Below are 19,941 nucleotides of genomic sequence, written 5' to 3'. Positions count from 1 at the left end.
GAATCCGCTATTTCTCCGGTAAAAGGAACACCCCCCACATGTCCAACGCCACCCACGCGCCTTTGCGCCCGCTGGCCGACACTTCCGCATCCGCCGTCGTCGCCGGCTTTATCGCCATGATGACCGGCTACACCAGCTCCCTGGTGCTGATGTTCCAGGCCGGACAAGCCGCCGGTCTGACCAGCGCACAAATTTCTTCGTGGATCTGGGCGATCTCCATCGGCATGGCGGTGTGCAGCATTGGCCTGTCGCTGCGCTACCGCACACCGATCACCATCGCCTGGTCCACACCCGGCGCGGCGCTGTTGATTACAAGCCTGGGTGGCGTGAGTTACGGCGAGGCCATCGGCGCCTTCATCACGTGCGCCGTGCTGGTGACGATCTGCGGGATGACCGGCAGCTTTGAAAAGCTGGTCAAACGCATCCCCGCATCGTTGGCGGCGGCATTGCTGGCCGGGATTCTGTTCAAGATCGGCAGCGAGATTTTTGTCGCCGCACAGCATCGCACCGGCCTGGTACTGGGGATGTTTTTCACTTATCTGATCATCAAGCGCCTGTCACCACGCTATGCGGTGCTGGCCGCGCTGATCATCGGCACGCTGCTGTCGGGGTTGATGGGCCTGCTGGACTTCAGCGGCTTTCATCTGGAGGTGGCGACACCTGTGTGGACCACGCCGCACTTCTCGCTGGCGGCGACCATCAGCATCGGTATCCCGCTGTTCGTGGTGGCGATGACTTCGCAAAATATGCCCGGCGTTGCCGTGTTGCGAGCCGACGGCTACAACGTGCCCGCCTCGCCGCTGATCACTGCCACCGGCCTGGCCTCGCTGGTGCTGGCGCCCTTCGGCTCCCACGGCATCAACCTGGCGGCGATCAGCGCGGCGATCTGCACGGGCCCCCACGCCCATGAAGACCGCAACAAGCGCTATACCGCTGCGGTCTGGTGCGGTGTGTTCTATGGCATAGCGGGCGTATTCGGCGCCACGTTGGCGGCGCTGTTTGCGGCCTTGCCCAAGGAGTTGGTGCTGTCGATTGCCGCCTTGGCGTTGTTTGGCTCGATTATCAATGGCCTGAGTATCGCCATGAATGAACCGAAGGAACGCGAAGCGGCGCTGATCACCTTTATGGTCACAGCGTCAGGCTTTACCTTGTTTTCCATCGGTTCGGCGTTCTGGGGGATTGTGGCAGGGGTATTGACGCTGCTGATTCTGAACTGGCGCACACGCACTTGAGGGCATGGACGGCTTCAAGCACGCCGGCCATGTCTTGCGCGGGACGGTGTCAGTGGCGCAGAAGCTTGCGCAACGGCACACCGTCCTTCAACACCGGTGACTTGATCACGATGTAGCTGAAGTACTTGGAGATGCCGATGTTCTTGTCCAGCAAGCCCTCCACCACTTCCTGATAGTGCTGGATGCTGCGGGTCATGAAGCGCACCAGGTAGTCGTAGCCGCCACTGATCAAGTGGCATTCGAGCACTTCGTCCACCAGGCGGATGTTGGATTCGAACTTGGCGAAATCTTCACGCTTGTGGTCGCTGAGGGTGATTTCGGTGAATACCGTGACCGAATCGGTGATCTTGGCCAGGTTCAAATGCGCCTTGTAGCTGGAGATATACCCGGCTGACTCCAACCGCTTGACCCTCTGCAGGCACGGGCTTGCAGACAACCCAACGGCATCGGCCAGGCTGACGTTGGTCATCCGGCCGTCTTTTTGCAATTCCACCAGAATACTGATGTCGATCCGGTCCAGCTTGACGAGCCCTTCCATTGCGTACCTCTTGACTGCCGTTTGTAAGACAATCTTCTAGCAAGATCAGCGCCGTAACGACAACTGATGCTGAGCCACCAAGTCAGCCATGCTGTTGATGCAATAGTCGGCCGCGCACGGCACGGGCTGTCGAGCCCGCTGACGGCCGATCAGGCAGCGATCCAGCGCCAGGTCGGCGCCCACTGAAGGGCGGGTCACATGCAATACAGGCTGGACCTGCGGGCCTTGCTGGTCAAGCCATTGCTGGGCATCGACCAGTGAGATGAAATCGTCGGTTTCTATACCCAGGCGCTCGCACAACAGCCCACGGTCTTCGAAATTGCGGTCGCCACGCACCAGCAGGCGATAGAACTTGCGCAAGTACAGCATTGCCCCGGGCGCATCTTCGAACAGCGACCAGTTGCCTGCCGAACGAGCAAAGCTCATCCCCTCCTCCCAATTGGCCGCCAGCCCCCAGCGCTCAGCCAGTTGCCGATGGGCGAAACACAACATGCCGCTGACGCCAAGCTCGGCAAAACGTGGGTACAGGCCCGTGATCACCGTGTGGAACTCGGCCAGTACCTCTTCCCGAGGCGGCGGCTTGCCACCTCGGCTGTCGAGCAGCGGCTGCAACGCCGCCAGCACGCCCGAGTCGCGATCCACCAGCACACCATCACAATCGATCAGCAACGCGCGGTAATCGGTCAGTCCCATGCGGTTCAAGCCTCCAATGATGCAGTGTGGTCGTCCGTGCGCCATAACGGTTCACGGACGGTGCCGCCATCAGGTCCCGAGGCGGGCCCTGGCTCAGTTCAAGACCCGTGCCAAGGCCGCATCGAGAATCTGCACGGCCTCGTCGACCTGCGCCTCGGTCGCCACCAGCGGCGCGAGAAAACGCAGCACGTTGCGGTGCACGCCGCATTTGATCACCAACAAACCACCGGCGCGGGCTTCATCGATCACCCGTTGATTCAGCTCGGCATCCGGGGTGCGCGCCGAATCATCTTTGATCAGCTCGATCGCCAGCATGAAACCGGTGCCGCGCACATCACCAATCCGCGGGTAGCGCGCCTGCAAGCCCAGCAGGCCCTGGCGCAGGCGCTCGCCCAGCACTTGGCTGCGCGCCAGTAATTGCTCCTGTTCGAACGCCGTGATCACCGCCAGCGCCGCCGCGCACGCCAAGGCGTTGCCACCATAGGTGCCGCCCAGGCCACCGGGCAGCGGTGCATCCATGATGTGGGCCTTGCCCACCACGCCGGACAACGGCAAACCGCCGGCCAGGCTCTTGGCCACGGTCACCAGGTCAGGCTGGATCCCGGCGTGCTGGAAACCAAACCAGGTGCCGGTGCGGCCGAAACCGGTCTGGATCTCATCCAGGATCAGCACAATGCCGTGCTTGTCGGCCAACGCACGCAACGCCTGGAGAAACTCGGCCGGCGCCGAGAGGAAGCCGCCATCGCCCTGCACTGGTTCGATGATGATCGCCGCCACGCGCTCCGGGGCAACCTGGGTGGCCAGCAACTCATCCAGCGCCTGGAGCGCCAGCGCGCTGGTCACGCCGCGATAAGCATTGGGATAAGGGGTATGGAAAACCTCCGGCGCAAATGGCCCGAAGTTCTGTTTGTACGGCTGGCTCATGCCGGTGAGCGTGGTCCCCAGCAACGTACGGCCATGGAAACCGCCGCGAAAGGCGATGACCGCCGAACGATTGGTATGGGCGCGAGCGATCTTCACCGCATTCTCCACCGCCTCGGCGCCGGAGGTGAAAAACGCCGCCTTGTAATCATCCTCCCCACCGACCAGTTCACACAGGCGCTGGGCCAGGTCGAGATAAGGCTGGTACGCCACCACCTGGAAGCAGGCGTGGGAGACTTTCTGCAACTGGGCATGCACCGCCGCGACCACTTGCGGATGGTTATGGCCGATGTTCAACACGCCGATACCGCCGACGAAGTCCAGATAGCGCTTGCCTTCCACGTCCCACAACTCGGCGCCCTGGGCGCGATCGATCACCAGCGGGTGCGCGGTGATCAGGCCGCGAGGTACGAATTGATCGCGCTGGCGGAGCAAATGTGGGGTTTCGTCGACTCTGCTGTTCATGGCATTTCCCATTGTGAGACCGGCAACCTGAGACGGTTGCGATGCCACTCAGAGTACGACCTGGCGGAAACGAACTGCACCGAACTTGCCCCGTGAGAAATTCGGATCAACTGTTTTGCCCCTGTGTTTCAACAGATCCTGCGCCGTGCCTGGAGGATGATGAGGGCTACTTTCAACCCTGCGGAGATGCCCATGGCTCTGCTTTACAAATCCGACCCGGTACGCGGCGAGCGCTGGCAGGCACTTTTTGCCGAGCACGCACCGGACATCGAATGGCGCGCCTGGCCCGACATCGGCGACCCCGCCGAGATCGACTACCTGGCCGCCTGGCTGGCACCCGACGATCTCGAGCAACTGTTGCCCAATCTGAAAGTGCTGTTTGCGGTATCGGCCGGGGTGGATCAACTCGACCTCGCGCGTTTGCCGGCGCAGCTGCCCGTGGTGCGCTTGCTCGATCCCGGCATCACCCGCGGCATGTGCGAATACGCCAGTTGGGCCGTGCTCAGCCTGCACCGCGACATGCTGCGCTACCGCCAGCAACAGCTGGCGCGCTGCTGGCAGGCGCACCTGTTGCAACCGGCGGCGAACCGCCGCGTCGGTGTGATGGGCCTGGGCGCCCAGGCCCAGCAGATCCTCGCGACGCTGGCGCCGTTGGGGTTTGCCTTGTCGGGCTGGGCACGCAGCCCTCATCAGTTGCCGGGTGTGGAGTGTTTTGCCGGTGAGGCGCAATTGCCGGCGTTCCTCAACCAGTGCGATATCCTGCTGTGCGTGCTGCCGCTGACCGAGCAGACCCAAGGCATTCTCAATCGGCGCCTGTTCGCCCAACTGCCCAAGGGCGCCGCGCTGATCAACATGGGGCGTGGCGGGCACCTGGTGGAAGAGGATTTGCTGCAAGCCCTGGCCAGCGGGCAACTCAGCGGCGCCGTGCTGGATGTAGTGCAAGAGGAACCGGCGCCGGCGGACCATCCGTTCTGGGGCCACCCACAGATCCTGCTCACGCCCCATATTGCCGCGATGACCCAACCGGACAGCGCGTTTGCGGTGTTATTGGAAAATATTCGGCGGCATCAGTGTGGCGAGCCGATGCTGGGTGAGGTGGATCGCAGCAAAGGTTATTGATTGCACCCCTATCCGTTACCACGGCAACGGATAGGGGCCCCGGGCGTCGTCAGCGCACCAGCCTCTGGGTAATCGCCGCGCCCACTTCCTGGGTCGACGCCTTGCCGCCCAGGTCTGGCGTGATCAACCCCTCGGCAATCACCGCTTCGATCGCCTGCAGGATGGCGTCATGGGCCGCCCGATAGCGCGCATCACCATTGCCGAGGAAATCCAGCATCAGTGCCCCCGACCAGATCATCGCAATCGGGTTGGCAATATTCTGCCCGTAGATGTCCGGCGCCGAGCCGTGCACCGGTTCGAACAGCGAAGGAAAGCGGCGCTCGGGATCGAGGTTGGCCGACGGCGCAATGCCGATGGTGCCCGCACACGCCGGCCCCAGGTCCGACAAAATGTCGCCAAACAGGTTGGACGCCACGACCACGTCGAAGCGATCCGGCTGCAGCACGAAGCGTGCGCACAGGATGTCGATGTGCTGTTTGTCCCACGTCACCTCTGGGTAGTCAGCCGCCATCAGCGCGGCACGTTCATCCCAGTAAGGCATGCTGATGGAGATGCCATTGGACTTGGTCGCCGCCGTGAGCTTCTTGCGCGGCCGGCTCTGGGCCAGATCGAAAGCGAACTTGAGGATGCGATCGACGCCGCGCCGGGTGAATACCGACTCCTGCAACACGAACTCATGTTCGGTGCCTTCGAACATCTTGCCACCCACCGATGAGTATTCACCCTCGGTGTTTTCACGAATGACCACGAAATCGATATCACCCGGCTCGCGCCCGGCCAGTGGGCATGGCACGCCAGGAAACAGCCGGACCGGGCGGATATTCACGTACTGGTCGAAGTCGCGGCGGAACTTGAGCAGCGAGCCCCACAGCGAAATGTGATCCGCGACCTTGGCCGGCCAGCCCACGGCGCCGAAGTAAATGGCGTCGAAGTCCTTGAGCTGCTCGAACCAGTCGTCGGGCATCATCTGCCCGTGTTGCAGGTAGTAATCACAGTGGGCCCAATCGAACACTTCGATGCTCAGGTTCAGGTCCCAAACCCTGGCGGCCTGCTCCACTACCCGCAGCCCTTCGGGCAACACTTCCTTACCGATGCCGTCGCCGGCAATGGCGGCGATTCTGAATGCCTTGCTCATGGATCCTGCCTCACTCGTTCAACCCGCCAATGTGAAAAGCTTTGACTTCAAGGTACTCGTCCAGCCCGTACTTGCTGCCTTCGCGCCCCAGCCCCGATTGCTTGATGCCGCCGAACGGCGCGACTTCCATCGAGATAATCCCGGTATTGAGGCCCACCATGCCGAACTCGAGGGCCTCCCCAAAGCGCCACGAGCGCGCCAGGTTCTGGGTGAAATAGTAGGCGCCCAGGCCGTACGGAGTGGCGTTGGCCAGGGCCAGTGCCTGTGCCTCGTGGGTAAAGCGCATCAGCGGCGCCACCGGGCCGAATGTTTCTTCGTTGGCCAGCAGCATTCCTGCGTGAGCGTCGCCCAATACCGTGGGCTGCACGAACGGGCTGTCGTCAGTCGGGATTGCGCCGCACAACAACGTCGCGCCCTGGCTCAAGGCATCCTCGATATGCTGCGTCACTTTGGTGACCGCCGCCGGGTTGATCAACGGGCCAATGCTCACGCCCTCCTCCAGGCCGTGGCCGACCTTGAGTTTGTTCACCTCTTGCACCAGGCGCGCGGCGAAGCGCTCGTAAATACCGTCCTGCACCAGGATGCGGTTGGCGCACACACAGGTTTGCCCGGCATTACGAAACTTGCTGAGCATGACCCCCGCGACCGCCTGCTCGAGGTCGGCATCGTCGAACACCACAAACGGCGCATTGCCGCCCAGTTCCAGGCTCAACCGCTTGATGTGCTCGGCGCTTTGGCGCATCAGCAGGCGGCCGACGGCGGTGGAACCCGTGAAGGAAATCTTGCGCACGCTCGGGTTGCCGGTCAGTTCCGTGCCAATACCGGCAGGCAGCCCGGTGATCACGTTGAACACGCCGGCCGGGATGCCGACGCGCTCGGCCAGTACCGCCAGGGCCAGGGCCGACAACGGGGTGAGGTCCGATGGCTTGACGATGATCGGGCAGCCGGCGGCCAAGGCCGGCGCGCATTTACGGGTGATCATCGCATTGGGGAAATTCCACGGCGTGATAGCGGCACATACGCCCACCGGCTGCTTGAGCGTCAGCAGACGCCGGTCGCCGCTGGGTGCCGGCATGGTTTCGCCGTAGACCCTGCGCGCCTCTTCGGCGAACCACTTGACGAAGCCTGCGCCGTAGCGGATCTCGCCCTTGGCTTCATTGAGCGGCTTGCCCTGCTCGCGGGTCATGATCAGCGCCAGGTCATCGAGGTTATCGAGCATGGCCTGGTACCAGCGCTCCAGCAGCGCGGCGCGTTCGGCGGCCGGGCGCGCACGCCAGGCGGGCCAGGCACGCTCGGCGGCTTCGATGGCGCGGCGAGTGTCGACCGCGTCCATGGCCGGTACCCGGGCGAGCACCTGGCCGGTGGCAGGGTCGAGAACGTCCAGAGTGGCGCCGCTGTCGGCGGCGATCCATTGGCCATCGACATAGGCGAGTTCAGTAAGGAGGCTGGGGTCTTGCAGGCGAGTAGTGAGCATGGTCGGGTCCTGGTTCGAGACACGCTCCAGTCTAGGGAGGTGCCACGAACAAGGATGCCGAAAGCGTCGCGTGGGCAGCGTGGCCTGCTGAAATTGCGCCCAGGACGGCAGGCTCTGCTAGGCCTTCAATGAACCGAGCAGGCCGTGCAGGAACACCTCTCCAGCCTCCATCTGGCTGATCTCGATAAACTCATCGGGCTTGTGCGCCTGTTCGATCGAGCCCGGCCCGCACACCACCACCGGAACATCCAGGCGCTGCTTGAACAGGCCGCCTTCGGTGCCGAAAGACACCTTGGCAGCGCCCGTGTCCGGCGCGGCAAACTGCTTGAGAAAGCGCACCGCTTCGACGCTGGGATGGGTCTCCAGGCCCGGGTAGACGTTGAGGGTCTCGATCTCGATAGCCGCGACGCTCGACAGTTTCTTCGCCTCCTGCACGATCACTTCGGCCCGCTCGCGCAGTTGCTCCAGGAACTGCTCGAGGTCGTCGGCCGGCAAGTTGCGCACCTCGAAATCCAGGGTGCACAGGTTCGGCACGATATTCAGCGCCTTGCCCCCGACAATCTGCCCGACATGCACGGTGCTGTAGGGCACGTCGTAATCGCTGTCCTGGGCGCCATGGTGCTGCAACTGCTGCTGGCTCTCACGCAGCGCGGCGATAAAGTCGCAAGCCACATGGATGGCGTTCACCGAACGAGGCGCCAGCGACGAGTGCGCCTCCAGGCCACGGCAATAGGTGCGGTAGGAACCCTTGCCCTTGTGGCCCAGCACAAATTGCATGTTGGTCGGCTCGCCCACCACGCACAGAAACGGCCGTACCGGCGCCAGATGCAGCACATCCAGCAAGCGTCGCACGCCGACGCAGCCAATCTCTTCATCATGGGACAGGGCCAGTTGCAACGGGCGACTCAACGGGTAATCGGCCGCCTCGAGCATCGCGTCAATGGCCAGGGCGATAAAGCCCTTCATGTCGCAACTGCCACGCCCATAGATCCGCCCGTCCTGGACGGTGGCGGCGAACGCCGGAAAGGTCCAGGCCTGCCCTGCCGCCGGTACCACGTCGGTGTGCCCGGAGAGCAACACGCCAGGCTGGCCCTCGGGCCCGGTGCTGGCGAACAGGTTGGCCTTGCGCCCGCTGGCGTCCTTGACGATCAGCGACTCGATGCCGCGAGTCAGCAGCAGGTCGCGCACATACTCGATCAAAGCCATGTTCGACTCCGATGAAACGGTGTCGAACGCCAGCAGTTTTTTCAGGATATCCAGTACGCGAGGTTTCATCAGACCTGGCTCCGTTGCTGGGCAAAAAGGGCAAGGTGCCGACTCATACGCAGGCTCCCGAGGTTTCAATCACCCGGCCTTGCTGGGTCTTGAGCAACTGGGCAGCGTCATGGTGGCAGAGAATTTCACTGCCATTGTCCAAGACGCGCCGGCTGGGCGGCACGCTATTGCACAGGCCGTCAACGCGCATCGGGCAGCGATTGAGGAAGCTGCACAGTTGCAGCCCGCCGGCGTTTGCACCCACCGGCGGCAACGTGCCGCTGGTCGCGCCGCACGTTTCCAGCCAGCCCTGGCGCAATTCCGGCACCGAGTGAATCAACAGGTCGGTGTAGGGATGGAACGGTGGCTCGGCAAACGTCTGGCGGCTGCCGGCCTGGACCTTCCGGCCGCTGTACATCACCACAATGTCATCGCACAGCGCGCGCACGGTGGAGATGTCGTGGCTGATAAACAGGTAGGACACACCCAGTTCCTGGCGCAGGTCACGCAACAGTTCCAGGATCGCCGCCCCCACCACAGTATCCAGGGCCGAGGTGACTTCATCGCACAGGATCAGGTCCGGCTCGGCGGCCAGCGCCCGGGCCAGGTTGACCCGCTGCTTCTGCCCACCGGACAACTCGCTGGGGCGCCGGCCGGCCAAGGTGCGTGGCAGGCGCACCAGGTCAAGCAATTGCTCGGTGCGCTCGCGCAACGCCTTGCCCTTGAGGCCGAAGTACATTTTCAGCGGCCGGCCGATGATGGCGTCCACGCTGTGCATCGGGTTGAGCGCGGTGTCGGCGTTCTGGAACACCATCTGGATGCGTCGGAACTGTTCCGGCGTGCGCTCGGAAAGGCAGCCTCCGAGCGGCTGGCCGTCGAACGTGAGGCCACCCTGGGCGGGCGGCAACAACCCCGCGACCACCCGCGCCAGGGTCGACTTACCCGAGCCGGATTCGCCGATCACACCGATCGCCTGGCCCCTGCGCACGGTGAGGTCGATGCCTTCGAGCACACGGATCAGCGGCAGGCCCTGCGCATTTTTGTTGCCGTAGCCGGCCGTCAGGCCGCTGATGGTCAGCAGTGGCGTGTCTTCGGCGATGCCGGACGGCGGACGGATCGTCGCGTCCGGCTGCGCGGCCGCCAGCAGGCTGCGCGTGTAGTCATGCGCCGGGGCCTCGAGCAGCGGCGCGGTGGCGCTCTGTTCGAGAATCTGGCCATTGTTGAGCACCACGATACGGTCAGCCATTTGCGCCACGACCGCCAGGTCATGGGACACATACACCGCCGTCGCGCCGCGTTCGCGCACCACGCGCTTGAACGCCCGCAGCACGTCGATCTGCGTGGTCACATCCAGCGCCGTGGTCGGCTCGTCGAGCACCACCAGCAAGGGGTCGCTGATCAGCGCCATCGCCGCCATCACCCGTTGCAACTGCCCGCCGGAGACCTGGTGCGGGTAGCGTTGGCCGATGCGCTCCGGGTTGGGCAAGGCCAGGTCACGGAACAGACCGATCGCCTTGGCCTCCAACTCGACGCGGCTACCCAGCCCGTGGATCAGGGCGCCTTCTACCACCTGGTCGATGAGCTTTTTCGCCGGGTTGAACGCGGCGGCCGCACTCTGCGCGATATACGACACGCGGTTGCCGCGCAGCTTCTGCAACTGGCTTTCGCTCGCGGCCAGCATGTCGTGCTCGCCGACACGCACCACCCCGCCGGACAACCGACACCCACGTCGCGCGTAGCCGAGCAACGAAAGGGCAATGGTGGTCTTGCCGGAGCCGGACTCGCCGATCAACGCCAGCACCTGGCCCTGCTCCAGCGAGAAGCTCACGCCTTTGACGATTTCCACTTCGCCGTGCTCGCCACAGGCGACGACACGCAAGTCTTCGACACGAATCAATTCCGTCATTTCAATGGCCTCCCGCACGTCGACTGCGTCGGGAAGACAGATAGTCGATCAACAGATTCACGCCGATGGTCAAGGTGCCAATGGCCAGCGCCGGAATGACGATAGCCAACGCACCCTGGCTGAGGCCGCCGATGTTTTCGCGCACCAGCGAGCCGAGGTCGGCGTCCGGTGGCTGCACGCCCAGGCCCAGGAAGCTCATGCCGGCAAGCAATAGCACGATGTAGCCGAAACGCAGCCCCAGGTCGGTCAATACCGGGTTGAGCATGTTCGGCAGAATCTCCCGGCACGCCACATACAGCCGGCCCTCGCCGCGGGTACGCGCAACCTGCACGTATTCCAGGGTCTCGATGTTCACCGCCATGCTGCGCGCGACGCGGAACGAGCCGGGGATGTAACTGATCACCGCCGTGCAGATCAGCAGCGTCACCGACGAGCCGAATGCCGAGACCATGATCAGCGCGAACATTTTGCTCGGGATGGAAATGAAGGCATCCATGATGCGGCTGAGGATTTCGTCCAGCCACTTGGGCGACACCACCGACACCAGCGCACACAAGGTGCCCAAGGTACTGGCCAGCACCGCCGCCACCAGGGCCAGGCCGACGGTGAAGCGGGCGCCGACCATCACGCGGCTGAGCATGTCGCGGCCCAGGTAGTCGGTGCCGAACGGATGAGCCAGGCTGAAGCCGTCGAAGACGTTATCAGACACCACTTCGCCCACCGGGTGCGGCGCCAGCCAGGGGCCGACCAGCGCCAGCAGTAACCAGGCCAGGCACACCACGCCACCCAGCAGCCCCAGCCAGGACGGGCCGCTGGACGCTTTGGCCAACGCCAGGGCGGAGGAAGCAGGCTTGCCTTTCGCAATGAGCATATTCATTGGTTTCTCAGCCTCGGATTGGACAGGATGGCGCACAGGTCGGCGATTAACACCAGGCCCAGATAGGCCGCGCAGAACAGCATGCTGCACGCCTGCACCAACGCCATGTCGCGGTTGGTCACGGCATCGACCATCAAGCTGGCGATGCCGGGATAGTTGAAGATGGTTTCGACGATCACCACACCGCCCAGCAAATACGAGAGGCTCAGGGCGATGGCATTGGCAATCGGGCCGATCGCATTGGGCAACGCATGGCGCAGCACAATGCGGATCGGGCCGACGCCTTTGAGACGCGCCATTTCCACATAAGGGCTGTCGAGCTGATCGATCACTGCCGCGCGGGTCATGCGCGCCATTTGCGCGACGATCACGCAGCACAGCGTCATCACCGGCAAGGCATAGGTGCGCATGAACTGCCAGGGGGAGCTGATATCACTCGCATAAGACAGCGACGACAGCCACCCCAGGTTCACCGCAAAAATCAGCACCGCCAGGGTCGCCACCAGAAACTCCGGCACCGCGACCATGGCCAGGGTGATAAAGCTCAGGATGTTGTCGATGCGCCCGCCCCGCGCCATGGCAGAACCGATACCCAGCACCATGGCCACCGGCACCGACACCAAAGCCGTGGCACTCGCCAGCATCAAGGTGTTGGGGGCCCGGCCGCCCATCAATTCGCTGACGGGCATGGCGCTGGAGGTCGACATGCCGAGGTCACCGCTGAGCAGGCTCATCAACCAGTGCAGGTAGCGCAGCACACCGGGCTGGTCGAGCCCCAGTTTCAGGCGCAATGCCGCCACCTGTTCCGGGGTGGCGAACTGGCCCAGGGACTGTTGCGCCGCATCCCCCGGCAGTACCGCCGTGATCGCGAACACGACCATGGACACGATCAACAACGTCACGGCCCCGGCGCCGATGCGCCGCCCGATCAACCACAGTGTAGTGCTATTCATCGTCCTGCCCTCGCGGTGCTCAAGCGTCCAGCCAGACTTGCTCGGCAAACATGTAGCCCATGAAACCACCGAGCGGATTGGCTACGTAGCCCTTCACACGCTTGTCCACGCCATCGATGTTGCTGATGAACACGGGCACCCCGATGCCGCAGTGGTCGTGCACCAGCGCCTGCATGTCGTGGTACATCTGGGTGCGCTTGGCGTCATCGGTTTCGGCACGGGCCAGCAACAGCAACTGGTCGAACTGATCGTTCTGCCAGCCCGACTCGTTCCAGGGCGCCTTGGACTGGAAGAACTGCGAGAACATCACGTCGGCGTTCGGCCGTGGGTTGATGTTGCCGAAACTCAACGGGTGCTTCATCCAGTGGTTGGACCAGTAGCCATCGGTGGGCAGGCGGTTGACGTCAAGCTTGAGCCCGGCCTGTTTGGCCGATTGTTGCAACAACACGGCGATGTCCACCGAACCGGTCGCGGCCGGCGAAGCCACCAGCGGCATGGTGATGCTTTCCATGCCGGCTTTCTTGAGCAGGAACTTGGCCTTTTCCGGGTCGTATACGGTTTGCGGCAGGTCGCTGTTGTAGTAGCGCGCGCCCGGCGAAATCGGGTGGTCGTTGCCGACAACCGCATAGCCGCGGAACACGGCGGACTTGATCTGTTCGCGGTCCAGCAGCAGCTTCATGGCCTGGGTGAATTCCGGGCTTTTGCCGGGCATCTGGTCCTGACGAATGATCAAGTCGGTGTAGTTGCCCGACGGCGCATCGACGACCCGGTGCTTGGGGCTGGCGCTGATGCGCGTGGTCGAACGCGGGTTGACTTCGTTGATCATGTGCACGTCACCCGACAGCAGCGCGTTGATCCGCGATGGCTCATCGGCGATGGCAATGAACTCGATCTCATCGAGGTAAGGCAGGCCCGGCTTCCAGTAGTTCTTGTTACGCACGGCAATCGAACGCACACCGGGCTTGAATTCGCCGACGGTGAACGGCCCGGTGCCAATGCCTTTGTTGAAATCGGTGGTGCCCTCCGGGACGATCAAGAGGTGCGACACCGCGAGGATCGACGGCAGCTCGGCGTTGGGCGCGCTGAGGCGGATCTGCACTTCGTTCGGCCCACTGGCCTTGATCTCGGTGAACTGCTCCACCAGCGCCATGACTTTGGAACCCGTCAACGGGTCCTTATGCCGGCTCAGGGAGAACACCACGTCGGCGGACGTCAGCGGCTTGCCGTTGTGAAAGGTCACGTCCTTGCGCAGCGTGATGGTCCACAGCGTGGCGTCGACATTGTCGATGCGTTCGGCCAGCTCCAGGTGCGGGGTCATGTGGCTATCGAAGCGCGTCAGGCCGTTGTAGAACATGTATTGGCGCGCATAGTCGGTAGACAACGCGCCCTTGGCCGGGTCGAGGGTGTCGGCGGTAGACGTGGACATACCGGCCACGCGGATCTTGCCGCCCGGCTTGCCCTTGCCTTCGGCCGGTGCTTCATCGGCCCACAATTTGCCGGCCGTACCGAACAAGCTGCCCGCACCGGCCGCCGCTACACCGGCGAGGCCGAGCATTTGCAAGGCATTGCGCCGCGACATGCCGCGATTGAGGCTTTCGAATACCCGCAGGCTCTCTTCACCGGAGATGAGCGAGGGCGTGGTCTTGTTGTCTGTCATGGCAAGGCTACCTGTCGAAAATTAAAAGGTTCGAGTGCTCACGGTTATCCGGAGCGTTCTGGAAACACACACGACGGTGAGGCAACAGCGGCAACTCAGTGTAAGTAGTCCTGAAAGCGGTAATAGGCGCCCACGAACGGCAGGAACCAGGGTTTGCCGAAATGCCCGGGTATCGCCGGCCATTCGAGTTCACGCCACGGGTTCGCCGCGGCATTGCCGGCCATCACCTCGGCCATCACCTGGCCCATGTGCACTGACATCTGCACCCCATGGCCGCTATAGCCCATGGAATGAAACACGCCGCCATGTTGCCCGGCACGTGGCAGGCGGTCGGAGGTCATGTCCACCAGGCCGCCCCAGCAGTAATCGATCTTCACCTGGGCCAACTGCGGAAACATGTTCAGCATCGCGGCCCGCAGTACCTTGCCGCTCTTGGCATCCGACACGCTGTTGGACATCGCAAAGCGTGCACGCCCGCCGAACAGCAGACGGTTATCCGGGGTCAGGCGAAAGTAATTGCCGATCATGCGGCTGGTCACATAGGCGCGGTGCTGCGGCAATAGCTGATCGATGAGCGCCTGGGGCAACACTTCGGTAACGATGACAAAACTGCCCACCGGTACGATGCGTCGGCGATACCAGCCAAGCCCACCGTGCTGGCAGGCACCGCTGGCCAGCAACACTTGACCGGCGTGCAGCGAGCCGCGCGCGGTGTTGACTTGATAACCACCGGCCTGCGCTTTCCAGTCATTGACCAGCGTGTGCTCATGGATCATCGCGCCGCGTCGCGCCGCCGCCTCGGCCAGGCCCACACCAAAACGCCCGATGTGCATTTGCACGCCATTGCGTTGCAGCAAGCCGCCGTGAAACTGCGCCGAATGGACTTCGGCTCGGGTCTGGCCGGCGTCGAGCAACTCGACATCAGCGTCGACTTCACGGCGGATCAACTCGCAGGTGCGCGCCAACCCTTCGTAATGCAGGGGCTTGGCCGCCAGCTTGAGCTTGCCGTTGCGCACCATGTCGCAGGCGATCTGCTCCTGGTCCACCAACGACACCACGGTCTGCACTGCGCTTTCATAAGCCTGGTAATAGTCCCGCGCCTTGGCGGCTCCGAGGCTGGCATGCAGCCCGGCATAATCCTGGGCCACCCCGGTATTGCATTGCCCACCGTTGCGCCCCGAGGCTTCGCCGACCACCCGCCCGGCATCCAGCACCACCACACTGGCGCCGCGCATGGCCAACGCCCTGGCCGCCGACAGGCCGGTAAACCCGCCACCGACCACCGCCACGTCGACCTGCCTGGGCAGGTCACCCAACTGCGCGCCGGTGAAGGCGGGTGCGGTGTCGAGCCAATAGGATTCACTGCCCATGTTTAACCTCGTACGCCGATGACGTTGGTGTTTACAGACCGACCAGGCCCGGCAAGCCACCGATATCGGTGATCTGCTGGTAGCCAAAGGCGGCATTGCCTGCGGCTTCATGTCCGCGGGCAACAAACGCCTTGTGCTTGATCTTCATGTCGTGGGCCGACATCAGGTCGTAACGGAAGCTGGACGACACATGCAAGATGTCTTCCGGCCCGCAGCCGAGGTTGTCGAACATGAATTCGAACGCTTGCAAGCGTGGCTTGTAGGCTTGGGCCTGCTGGGCGGTGTACACCTTGTGAAACGGCGCACCGAGCTTTTCGACGTTGGACATGATCTGACTGTCCATGGCGTTGGAGAGAATCACCAGGGGAATCTTGTCGGCGATCTTCGACAGGCCGGCCGGCACGTCCGCATGGGGACCCCAAGTCGGCACGGCGTCGTAATACAGCTGACCTTCTTCACGATAGTCGATGCCCCAGCGCTTGCAGGTACGTGCCAGGGCGGTCTTGAGAATTTCGTCGTACGGCCGCCAGTCGCCCATCACCTGATCAAGGCGGTAGGCGGCAAAATCCTTGACGAACTGATCCATCTGCTCAGGCGCGATGCGGTCCGCGAACAGCTCGCGGGTCAGCGGGCCCATCTGGAAGTTGGTCAGCGTACCGTAGCAGTCAAACGTAATGAATTTGGGACGAAGAAAGCTCATGGGGGTGCGGTCCTGGAGTCAGTGGAAGGTGGCAAGCATTCGCGGCTCTGACGGCGCGTCGGCCTCGTTGCAGCACAGCTTCATTACACCACTGTGAAATCAGCAGATGGCGTCAAAAAAGCGTCCGCCTCAATACAAAGCACCGTTTTTGCCGCCGGCGCCAGCAGAGTTTGCGGCGCGCTCCAGGCTTGGGCGAAGCCCGTATTCATGCGCTTTAATGGGCCTTTTTGGGCACGAAGGCTCAAGGCTGGGGGCGACCAGCGGCAGAATGTGTGGTGGACAACCTTTCTATAAAGAAGCGCTGCGTGCACAGCGCTGGACAGGTCCATCAGCCGTGAGGCATTTGCTGCTGAGCACCCCCTCCGATTTGGTAGTAACTATGGTGGCGTTACCCTCCCGCACGGCAAATCTACCGAATGCTGCGCACCCTCTTGCCAGCCCGCAAAGCAGGTGGGATACAGGCGTTTCAACGACCCTCAACCCGTGCTCAACGGAGGCCCGCCATGGCTGCCCTGCCACACCCTGATTACCTCTATCGCTCAATGACGGTCGCCGACCTCCCAGCCGCCCATGACCTGTCGGTGCAACTCAAATGGCCACACCGCCTGGAAGATTGGGCGATGCTGCAACGGGTCAGCGATGGTTTTGTGGTACTCGACAGTGAGCGCCTGATCGGCTCGGCGTTCGCCTGCCCCCAGGGTGATTACACAACGATCGGCCTGGTGATCGTCAGCGACGACTATCAGGGCAAGGGCATCGGCCGACGCTTGATGGAAATGGCCCTGAAGGCCTGCCGAACCAGCACGCCACTGCTCAACGCGACCCTGGCCGGCGCACCGCTTTATGCCAGCCAGGGGTTTGTCGAATTTGGCTATGTGCAGCAGCATCAAGGTCAGGTGCAGGTTCCCGAACTGACCGCTCTGGCCGCAGGCGAAACCTGCCGCACGCTGAATGCCGATGATCATGCCGCCCTGATCGACCTGGCCAGCGCCGGTAGCGGCCTGGACCGCCGCGAGATCCTGCGCGACCTGCAAGTGGAGCACGCGGTAGGCATCGAACGCGACGGCCAGTTGCGCGCGATTGCACTGCTGTACCCCTTTGGTCGCGGGCGCTGCATCGGCCCGGTAGTGGCCGAGACGCTCGAGCAGGCCAAGCACCTGATCGGCACGCTGCTGGCCGAGGTACCGGACGCCTTTGTGCGCATCGATATCCCGGCCGAATGCGGCCTCAACGACTGGCTCGAGCAGGCCGGTTTGAAGTGCGTCGACAAGGTTGCACGCATGGCCAAGGGTGAACCGCCCAAAGCCCGCGCAGGCATACATGCATTTGCCCTGATCACCCAAGCCGTCGGCTGATTTCTCCTGGAGTATTGCCCATGTTCCCCCCCCGTATCCTTATGCTCGCTCGCGCTGACGGCAGTCCTGTCGACACGCCCTTGCGCAACGCGGCCCTGAGCACGCTCGACCCCTTCGGCGACACCCGCCGGCTGGCCTGGCTGAGCGACGACGGCGTGTCTGCCGGCCTGGTCGCGTTCAGCGGCGAAGCGGTGATCGAAGACTTCCCCCACAGCGAAACGCTGGTGATTCACGCAGGCTCAGTCCTGCTGCACAGCGCCGAGCAGACGTTGGAACTGGGCGTCGGCGACAGCGCGGTCATCGGCCGTGGCACCCGCCTCACCCTGCAGGCGACTCCAGGCACCTGCTGGGCCTTCTGCGCCGTGGACCTCGCCGACGCCCCGCTGCGCCCCGGCCTGACCTGGCTCGATCCGCGTGCCCAGCTCAACCCGTCAGCCGCACCCGACACACACATCCTGATCGGCCCTGCGCCGCAATGCCGCGCCAACAACCTGTTCGACGACGCCAGCACCGAACTGCGCGTCGGCATCTGGGACTCGACGCCCTATGCCCGCCACGGCCGCCCGCACAAGCTGCACGAATTGATGTACCTGATCGAAGGCAACATGACGCTTCAGGACGCTGAGGGTGTCGATCTGACGGTCAACACCGGAGACACCGTGTTCGTCGCCAAAGGCGCGCCCTGTGCCTGGCGCGGCTCGGTGTATGTGCGCAAGGTTTACGCGGTGAAATAAGTTCGCAACGCCCGTTATCGCTCCAGGGAGCCCGTTGAACATGACTACACACTCTTCGAACCACCCCAGCGTCGATGCCCACGTATTGGCCAGGTTCTACATCAATGGCCAGTGGGTTTCGCCGGCTGTTCCGGCCAGCCTCGGGGTGATCAACCCGGCCACCGAACAGGAGGTGGCGCAGGTGGCGCGCGGCACCGCCGAAGATGTCGATCGCGCCGTTGCAGCGGCGCGTGAGGCGTTTCCCGGTTGGGCGGCTTGCGCCCCTGCGGAGCGCGCCCGCGTACTGGGCAAGATCCATACGCTGATCCTGGAACGCAAGGAAGAGCTGGCCCAGGCGCTGTGCCTGGAGATGGGGGCGGCGATAGGTTTCGCACGGGCCATGCAGGTGCCACTGGCGGCCGAACACGTGCGCGTCGCACGTGATCTGTTGGCCGACTATCGCTTCCAGACGCTGGAAGGCAGCACCGCGATCGAGCGCGAACCCATCGGCGTATGCGGGCTCATCACCCCGTGGAACTGGCCGCTGTACCAGATCACCGCCAAGGTTGCCCCGGCGATTGCCGCCGGCTGCACCGTGGTGCTCAAACCCAGCGAACTGTCGCCGCTGAGCGCGTTGCTGTTCGCCCAGTTGGTGCACGATGCCGGCCTGCCGCCCGGGGTGTTCAACCTGGTCAATGGCAGTGGCCACGAGGTAGGCGCCGCCATGGCGGCGCACGCTGACATCGATATGATTTCCATCACCGGCTCCAACCGCGCCGGCGCGCTGGTGGCGCAAGCGGCCGCGCCGACGGTGAAACGCGTGACCCAGGAGCTGGGCGGCAAGTCGCCGAATGTGCTGCTGCCCGATGCAGACTTTGCCAAGGCCGTGCCGCTGGGCGTGATGTCGGCATTTCGCAACGTGGGGCAATCCTGCAGCGCACCGACGCGGATGATCGTGCCCCGGAGCAGGCTGGCGGAAGTCGAAGCGCTGGCAGCGGCCACCGCCAATGGCATCGTCGTCGGTGACCCGCAGTCGGAGGACACCGTACTCGGCCCGATTGCCAACCAGGCACAGTTCGAGCGTGTCCAGAGCATGATCGAAGCCGGCATCGCCGAAGGCGCGAAACGGGTCTGCGGTGGCCCCGGGCGCGTACCGGGCTTTGACAAAGGCTTCTATGCCCGCCCGACCGTGTTTTCCGATGTCGCGAGCAGCATGCGCATCGCCCAGGAAGAAATTTTCGGCCCGGTGCTCTGCATCATCGCGTATGACAGCCTCGATGAAGCCGTCGCCATCGCCAATGACACGGTGTACGGGCTGGGCGCGCATGTGCAGGGGCAGGACATCCAGCTTGCGCGTGCCGTGGCGTCGCGCATTCGCGCCGGGCAGGTGCACCTGAACCATCCGGCCTGGGACCCGATGGCGCCCTTTGGCGGTTATAAACGTTCGGGGAATGGCCGCGAGTATGGCGTGCAAGGTTTTGAGGAGTACCTGGAGACCAAGGCCATTGTCGGATTCGGTGCCTGATATCCACTGTAAACAAGAGGGGGCTTGCTCCCGATAGCAGAGAGGTCAACTGAC

Annotated in this window: 17 protein-coding genes; 5 read left to right on the top strand and 12 right to left on the bottom strand. The window is 63.5% G+C overall.

Annotation, left to right across the window (positions count from 1 at the left end; genetic code table 11):
• The first annotated feature begins 38 nt into the window (after positions 1–38).
• On the top strand, positions 39–1,232 hold the full coding sequence (locus ACQRBT_RS15470; protein WP_412047115.1) for a benzoate/H(+) symporter BenE family transporter: 1,194 nt from the start codon (positions 39–41) through the stop codon (positions 1,230–1,232).
• A 49-nt stretch (positions 1,233–1,281) separates the two neighbouring features.
• On the opposite strand, the gene ACQRBT_RS15465 is transcribed toward ACQRBT_RS15470, so the two are convergent.
• The 3 genes from ACQRBT_RS15465 to gabT form a co-directional block, all read right to left on the bottom strand.
• A complete protein-coding gene (locus tag ACQRBT_RS15465) occupies positions 1,282–1,770 on the bottom strand; it encodes an Lrp/AsnC family transcriptional regulator (RefSeq protein WP_003230384.1) in 489 nt (162 codons plus the stop codon).
• Between the two features lie 45 nt (positions 1,771–1,815).
• Entirely contained in the window at positions 1,816–2,463 is a 648-nt protein-coding gene (locus tag ACQRBT_RS15460; protein ID WP_161549060.1) for a 2-haloalkanoic acid dehalogenase, read from the bottom strand.
• Between the two features lie 93 nt (positions 2,464–2,556).
• On the bottom strand, positions 2,557–3,849 hold the full coding sequence (gabT, locus tag ACQRBT_RS15455) for a 4-aminobutyrate--2-oxoglutarate transaminase (RefSeq protein ID WP_412047114.1): 1,293 nt from the start codon (positions 3,847–3,849) through the stop codon (positions 2,557–2,559).
• Between the two features lie 192 nt (positions 3,850–4,041).
• Between gabT and ACQRBT_RS15450 the strand changes: the two genes are divergently transcribed.
• Positions 4,042–4,968 carry a 2-hydroxyacid dehydrogenase gene (locus ACQRBT_RS15450; protein ID WP_412047113.1) on the top strand — a complete coding sequence of 309 codons (927 nt, stop codon included), beginning with the start codon at positions 4,042–4,044 and terminating at the stop codon, positions 4,966–4,968.
• A 49-nt stretch (positions 4,969–5,017) separates the two neighbouring features.
• On the opposite strand, the gene ACQRBT_RS15445 is transcribed toward ACQRBT_RS15450, so the two are convergent.
• The 9 genes from ACQRBT_RS15445 to ACQRBT_RS15405 form a co-directional block, all read right to left on the bottom strand.
• Positions 5,018–6,103 carry a tartrate dehydrogenase gene (locus tag ACQRBT_RS15445; protein ID WP_412047112.1) on the bottom strand — a complete coding sequence of 362 codons (1,086 nt, stop codon included), beginning with the start codon at positions 6,101–6,103 and terminating at the stop codon, positions 5,018–5,020.
• Between the two features lie 10 nt (positions 6,104–6,113).
• Positions 6,114–7,577 (bottom strand): NAD-dependent succinate-semialdehyde dehydrogenase, encoded by a 1,464-nt coding sequence (locus ACQRBT_RS15440; protein WP_412047111.1) that lies wholly within the window; start codon positions 7,575–7,577, stop codon positions 6,114–6,116.
• 117 nt (positions 7,578–7,694) lie between these two features.
• A complete protein-coding gene (gene argE / locus ACQRBT_RS15435; protein ID WP_412047110.1) occupies positions 7,695–8,852 on the bottom strand; it encodes an acetylornithine deacetylase in 1,158 nt (385 codons plus the stop codon).
• A 43-nt stretch (positions 8,853–8,895) separates the two neighbouring features.
• Positions 8,896–10,737, bottom strand: a complete 1,842-nt coding sequence (locus ACQRBT_RS15430) for an ABC transporter ATP-binding protein (RefSeq protein WP_412047109.1) — start codon at positions 10,735–10,737, stop codon at positions 8,896–8,898.
• A gap of 1 nt (position 10,738) precedes the next feature.
• Entirely contained in the window at positions 10,739–11,614 is an 876-nt protein-coding gene (locus tag ACQRBT_RS15425) for an ABC transporter permease (RefSeq protein ID WP_060756190.1), read from the bottom strand.
• Positions 11,611–12,567 (bottom strand): ABC transporter permease, encoded by a 957-nt coding sequence (locus ACQRBT_RS15420; RefSeq protein WP_090369320.1) that lies wholly within the window; start codon positions 12,565–12,567, stop codon positions 11,611–11,613. Before ACQRBT_RS15420 ends, ACQRBT_RS15425 begins: the two co-directional genes overlap by 4 nt.
• A 19-nt stretch (positions 12,568–12,586) precedes the next feature.
• Positions 12,587–14,224 carry an ABC transporter substrate-binding protein gene (locus ACQRBT_RS15415; RefSeq protein ID WP_412047108.1) on the bottom strand — a complete coding sequence of 546 codons (1,638 nt, stop codon included), beginning with the start codon at positions 14,222–14,224 and terminating at the stop codon, positions 12,587–12,589.
• A gap of 95 nt (positions 14,225–14,319) precedes the next feature.
• Positions 14,320–15,594: an NAD(P)/FAD-dependent oxidoreductase gene (locus ACQRBT_RS15410; RefSeq protein WP_412047107.1), complete on the bottom strand. Its 1,275-nt coding sequence runs from the start codon at positions 15,592–15,594 to the stop codon at positions 14,320–14,322.
• Between the two features lie 31 nt (positions 15,595–15,625).
• Positions 15,626–16,294, bottom strand: a complete 669-nt coding sequence (locus ACQRBT_RS15405; RefSeq protein ID WP_412047106.1) for a haloacid dehalogenase type II — start codon at positions 16,292–16,294, stop codon at positions 15,626–15,628.
• Between the two features lie 503 nt (positions 16,295–16,797).
• On the opposite strand from ACQRBT_RS15405, the gene ACQRBT_RS15400 reads away from it, so the two are divergent.
• From ACQRBT_RS15400 to ACQRBT_RS15390, 3 genes are read left to right on the top strand one after another with little or no spacing between them, the layout of a single operon-like run.
• On the top strand, positions 16,798–17,649 hold the full coding sequence (locus ACQRBT_RS15400) for a GNAT family N-acetyltransferase (RefSeq protein WP_412047105.1): 852 nt from the start codon (positions 16,798–16,800) through the stop codon (positions 17,647–17,649).
• A gap of 20 nt (positions 17,650–17,669) precedes the next feature.
• Positions 17,670–18,383, top strand: coding sequence for a cupin domain-containing protein (locus ACQRBT_RS15395; protein ID WP_412047104.1), 714 nt, complete (start codon positions 17,670–17,672; stop codon positions 18,381–18,383).
• A 40-nt stretch (positions 18,384–18,423) separates the two neighbouring features.
• Positions 18,424–19,887 carry an aldehyde dehydrogenase family protein gene (locus ACQRBT_RS15390; RefSeq protein WP_411985203.1) on the top strand — a complete coding sequence of 488 codons (1,464 nt, stop codon included), beginning with the start codon at positions 18,424–18,426 and terminating at the stop codon, positions 19,885–19,887.
• The last annotated feature ends 54 nt before the right edge of the window (positions 19,888–19,941 follow it).

This window comes from Pseudomonas sp. R19M (assembly GCF_050312585.1).
GTDB classification, from domain to species: Bacteria; Pseudomonadota; Gammaproteobacteria; order Pseudomonadales; family Pseudomonadaceae; genus Aquipseudomonas; species Aquipseudomonas palleroniana.
The sequence above is the reverse complement of the archived record's forward strand: the minus strand, read 5'-3'. Positions and strand labels throughout refer to the sequence as shown.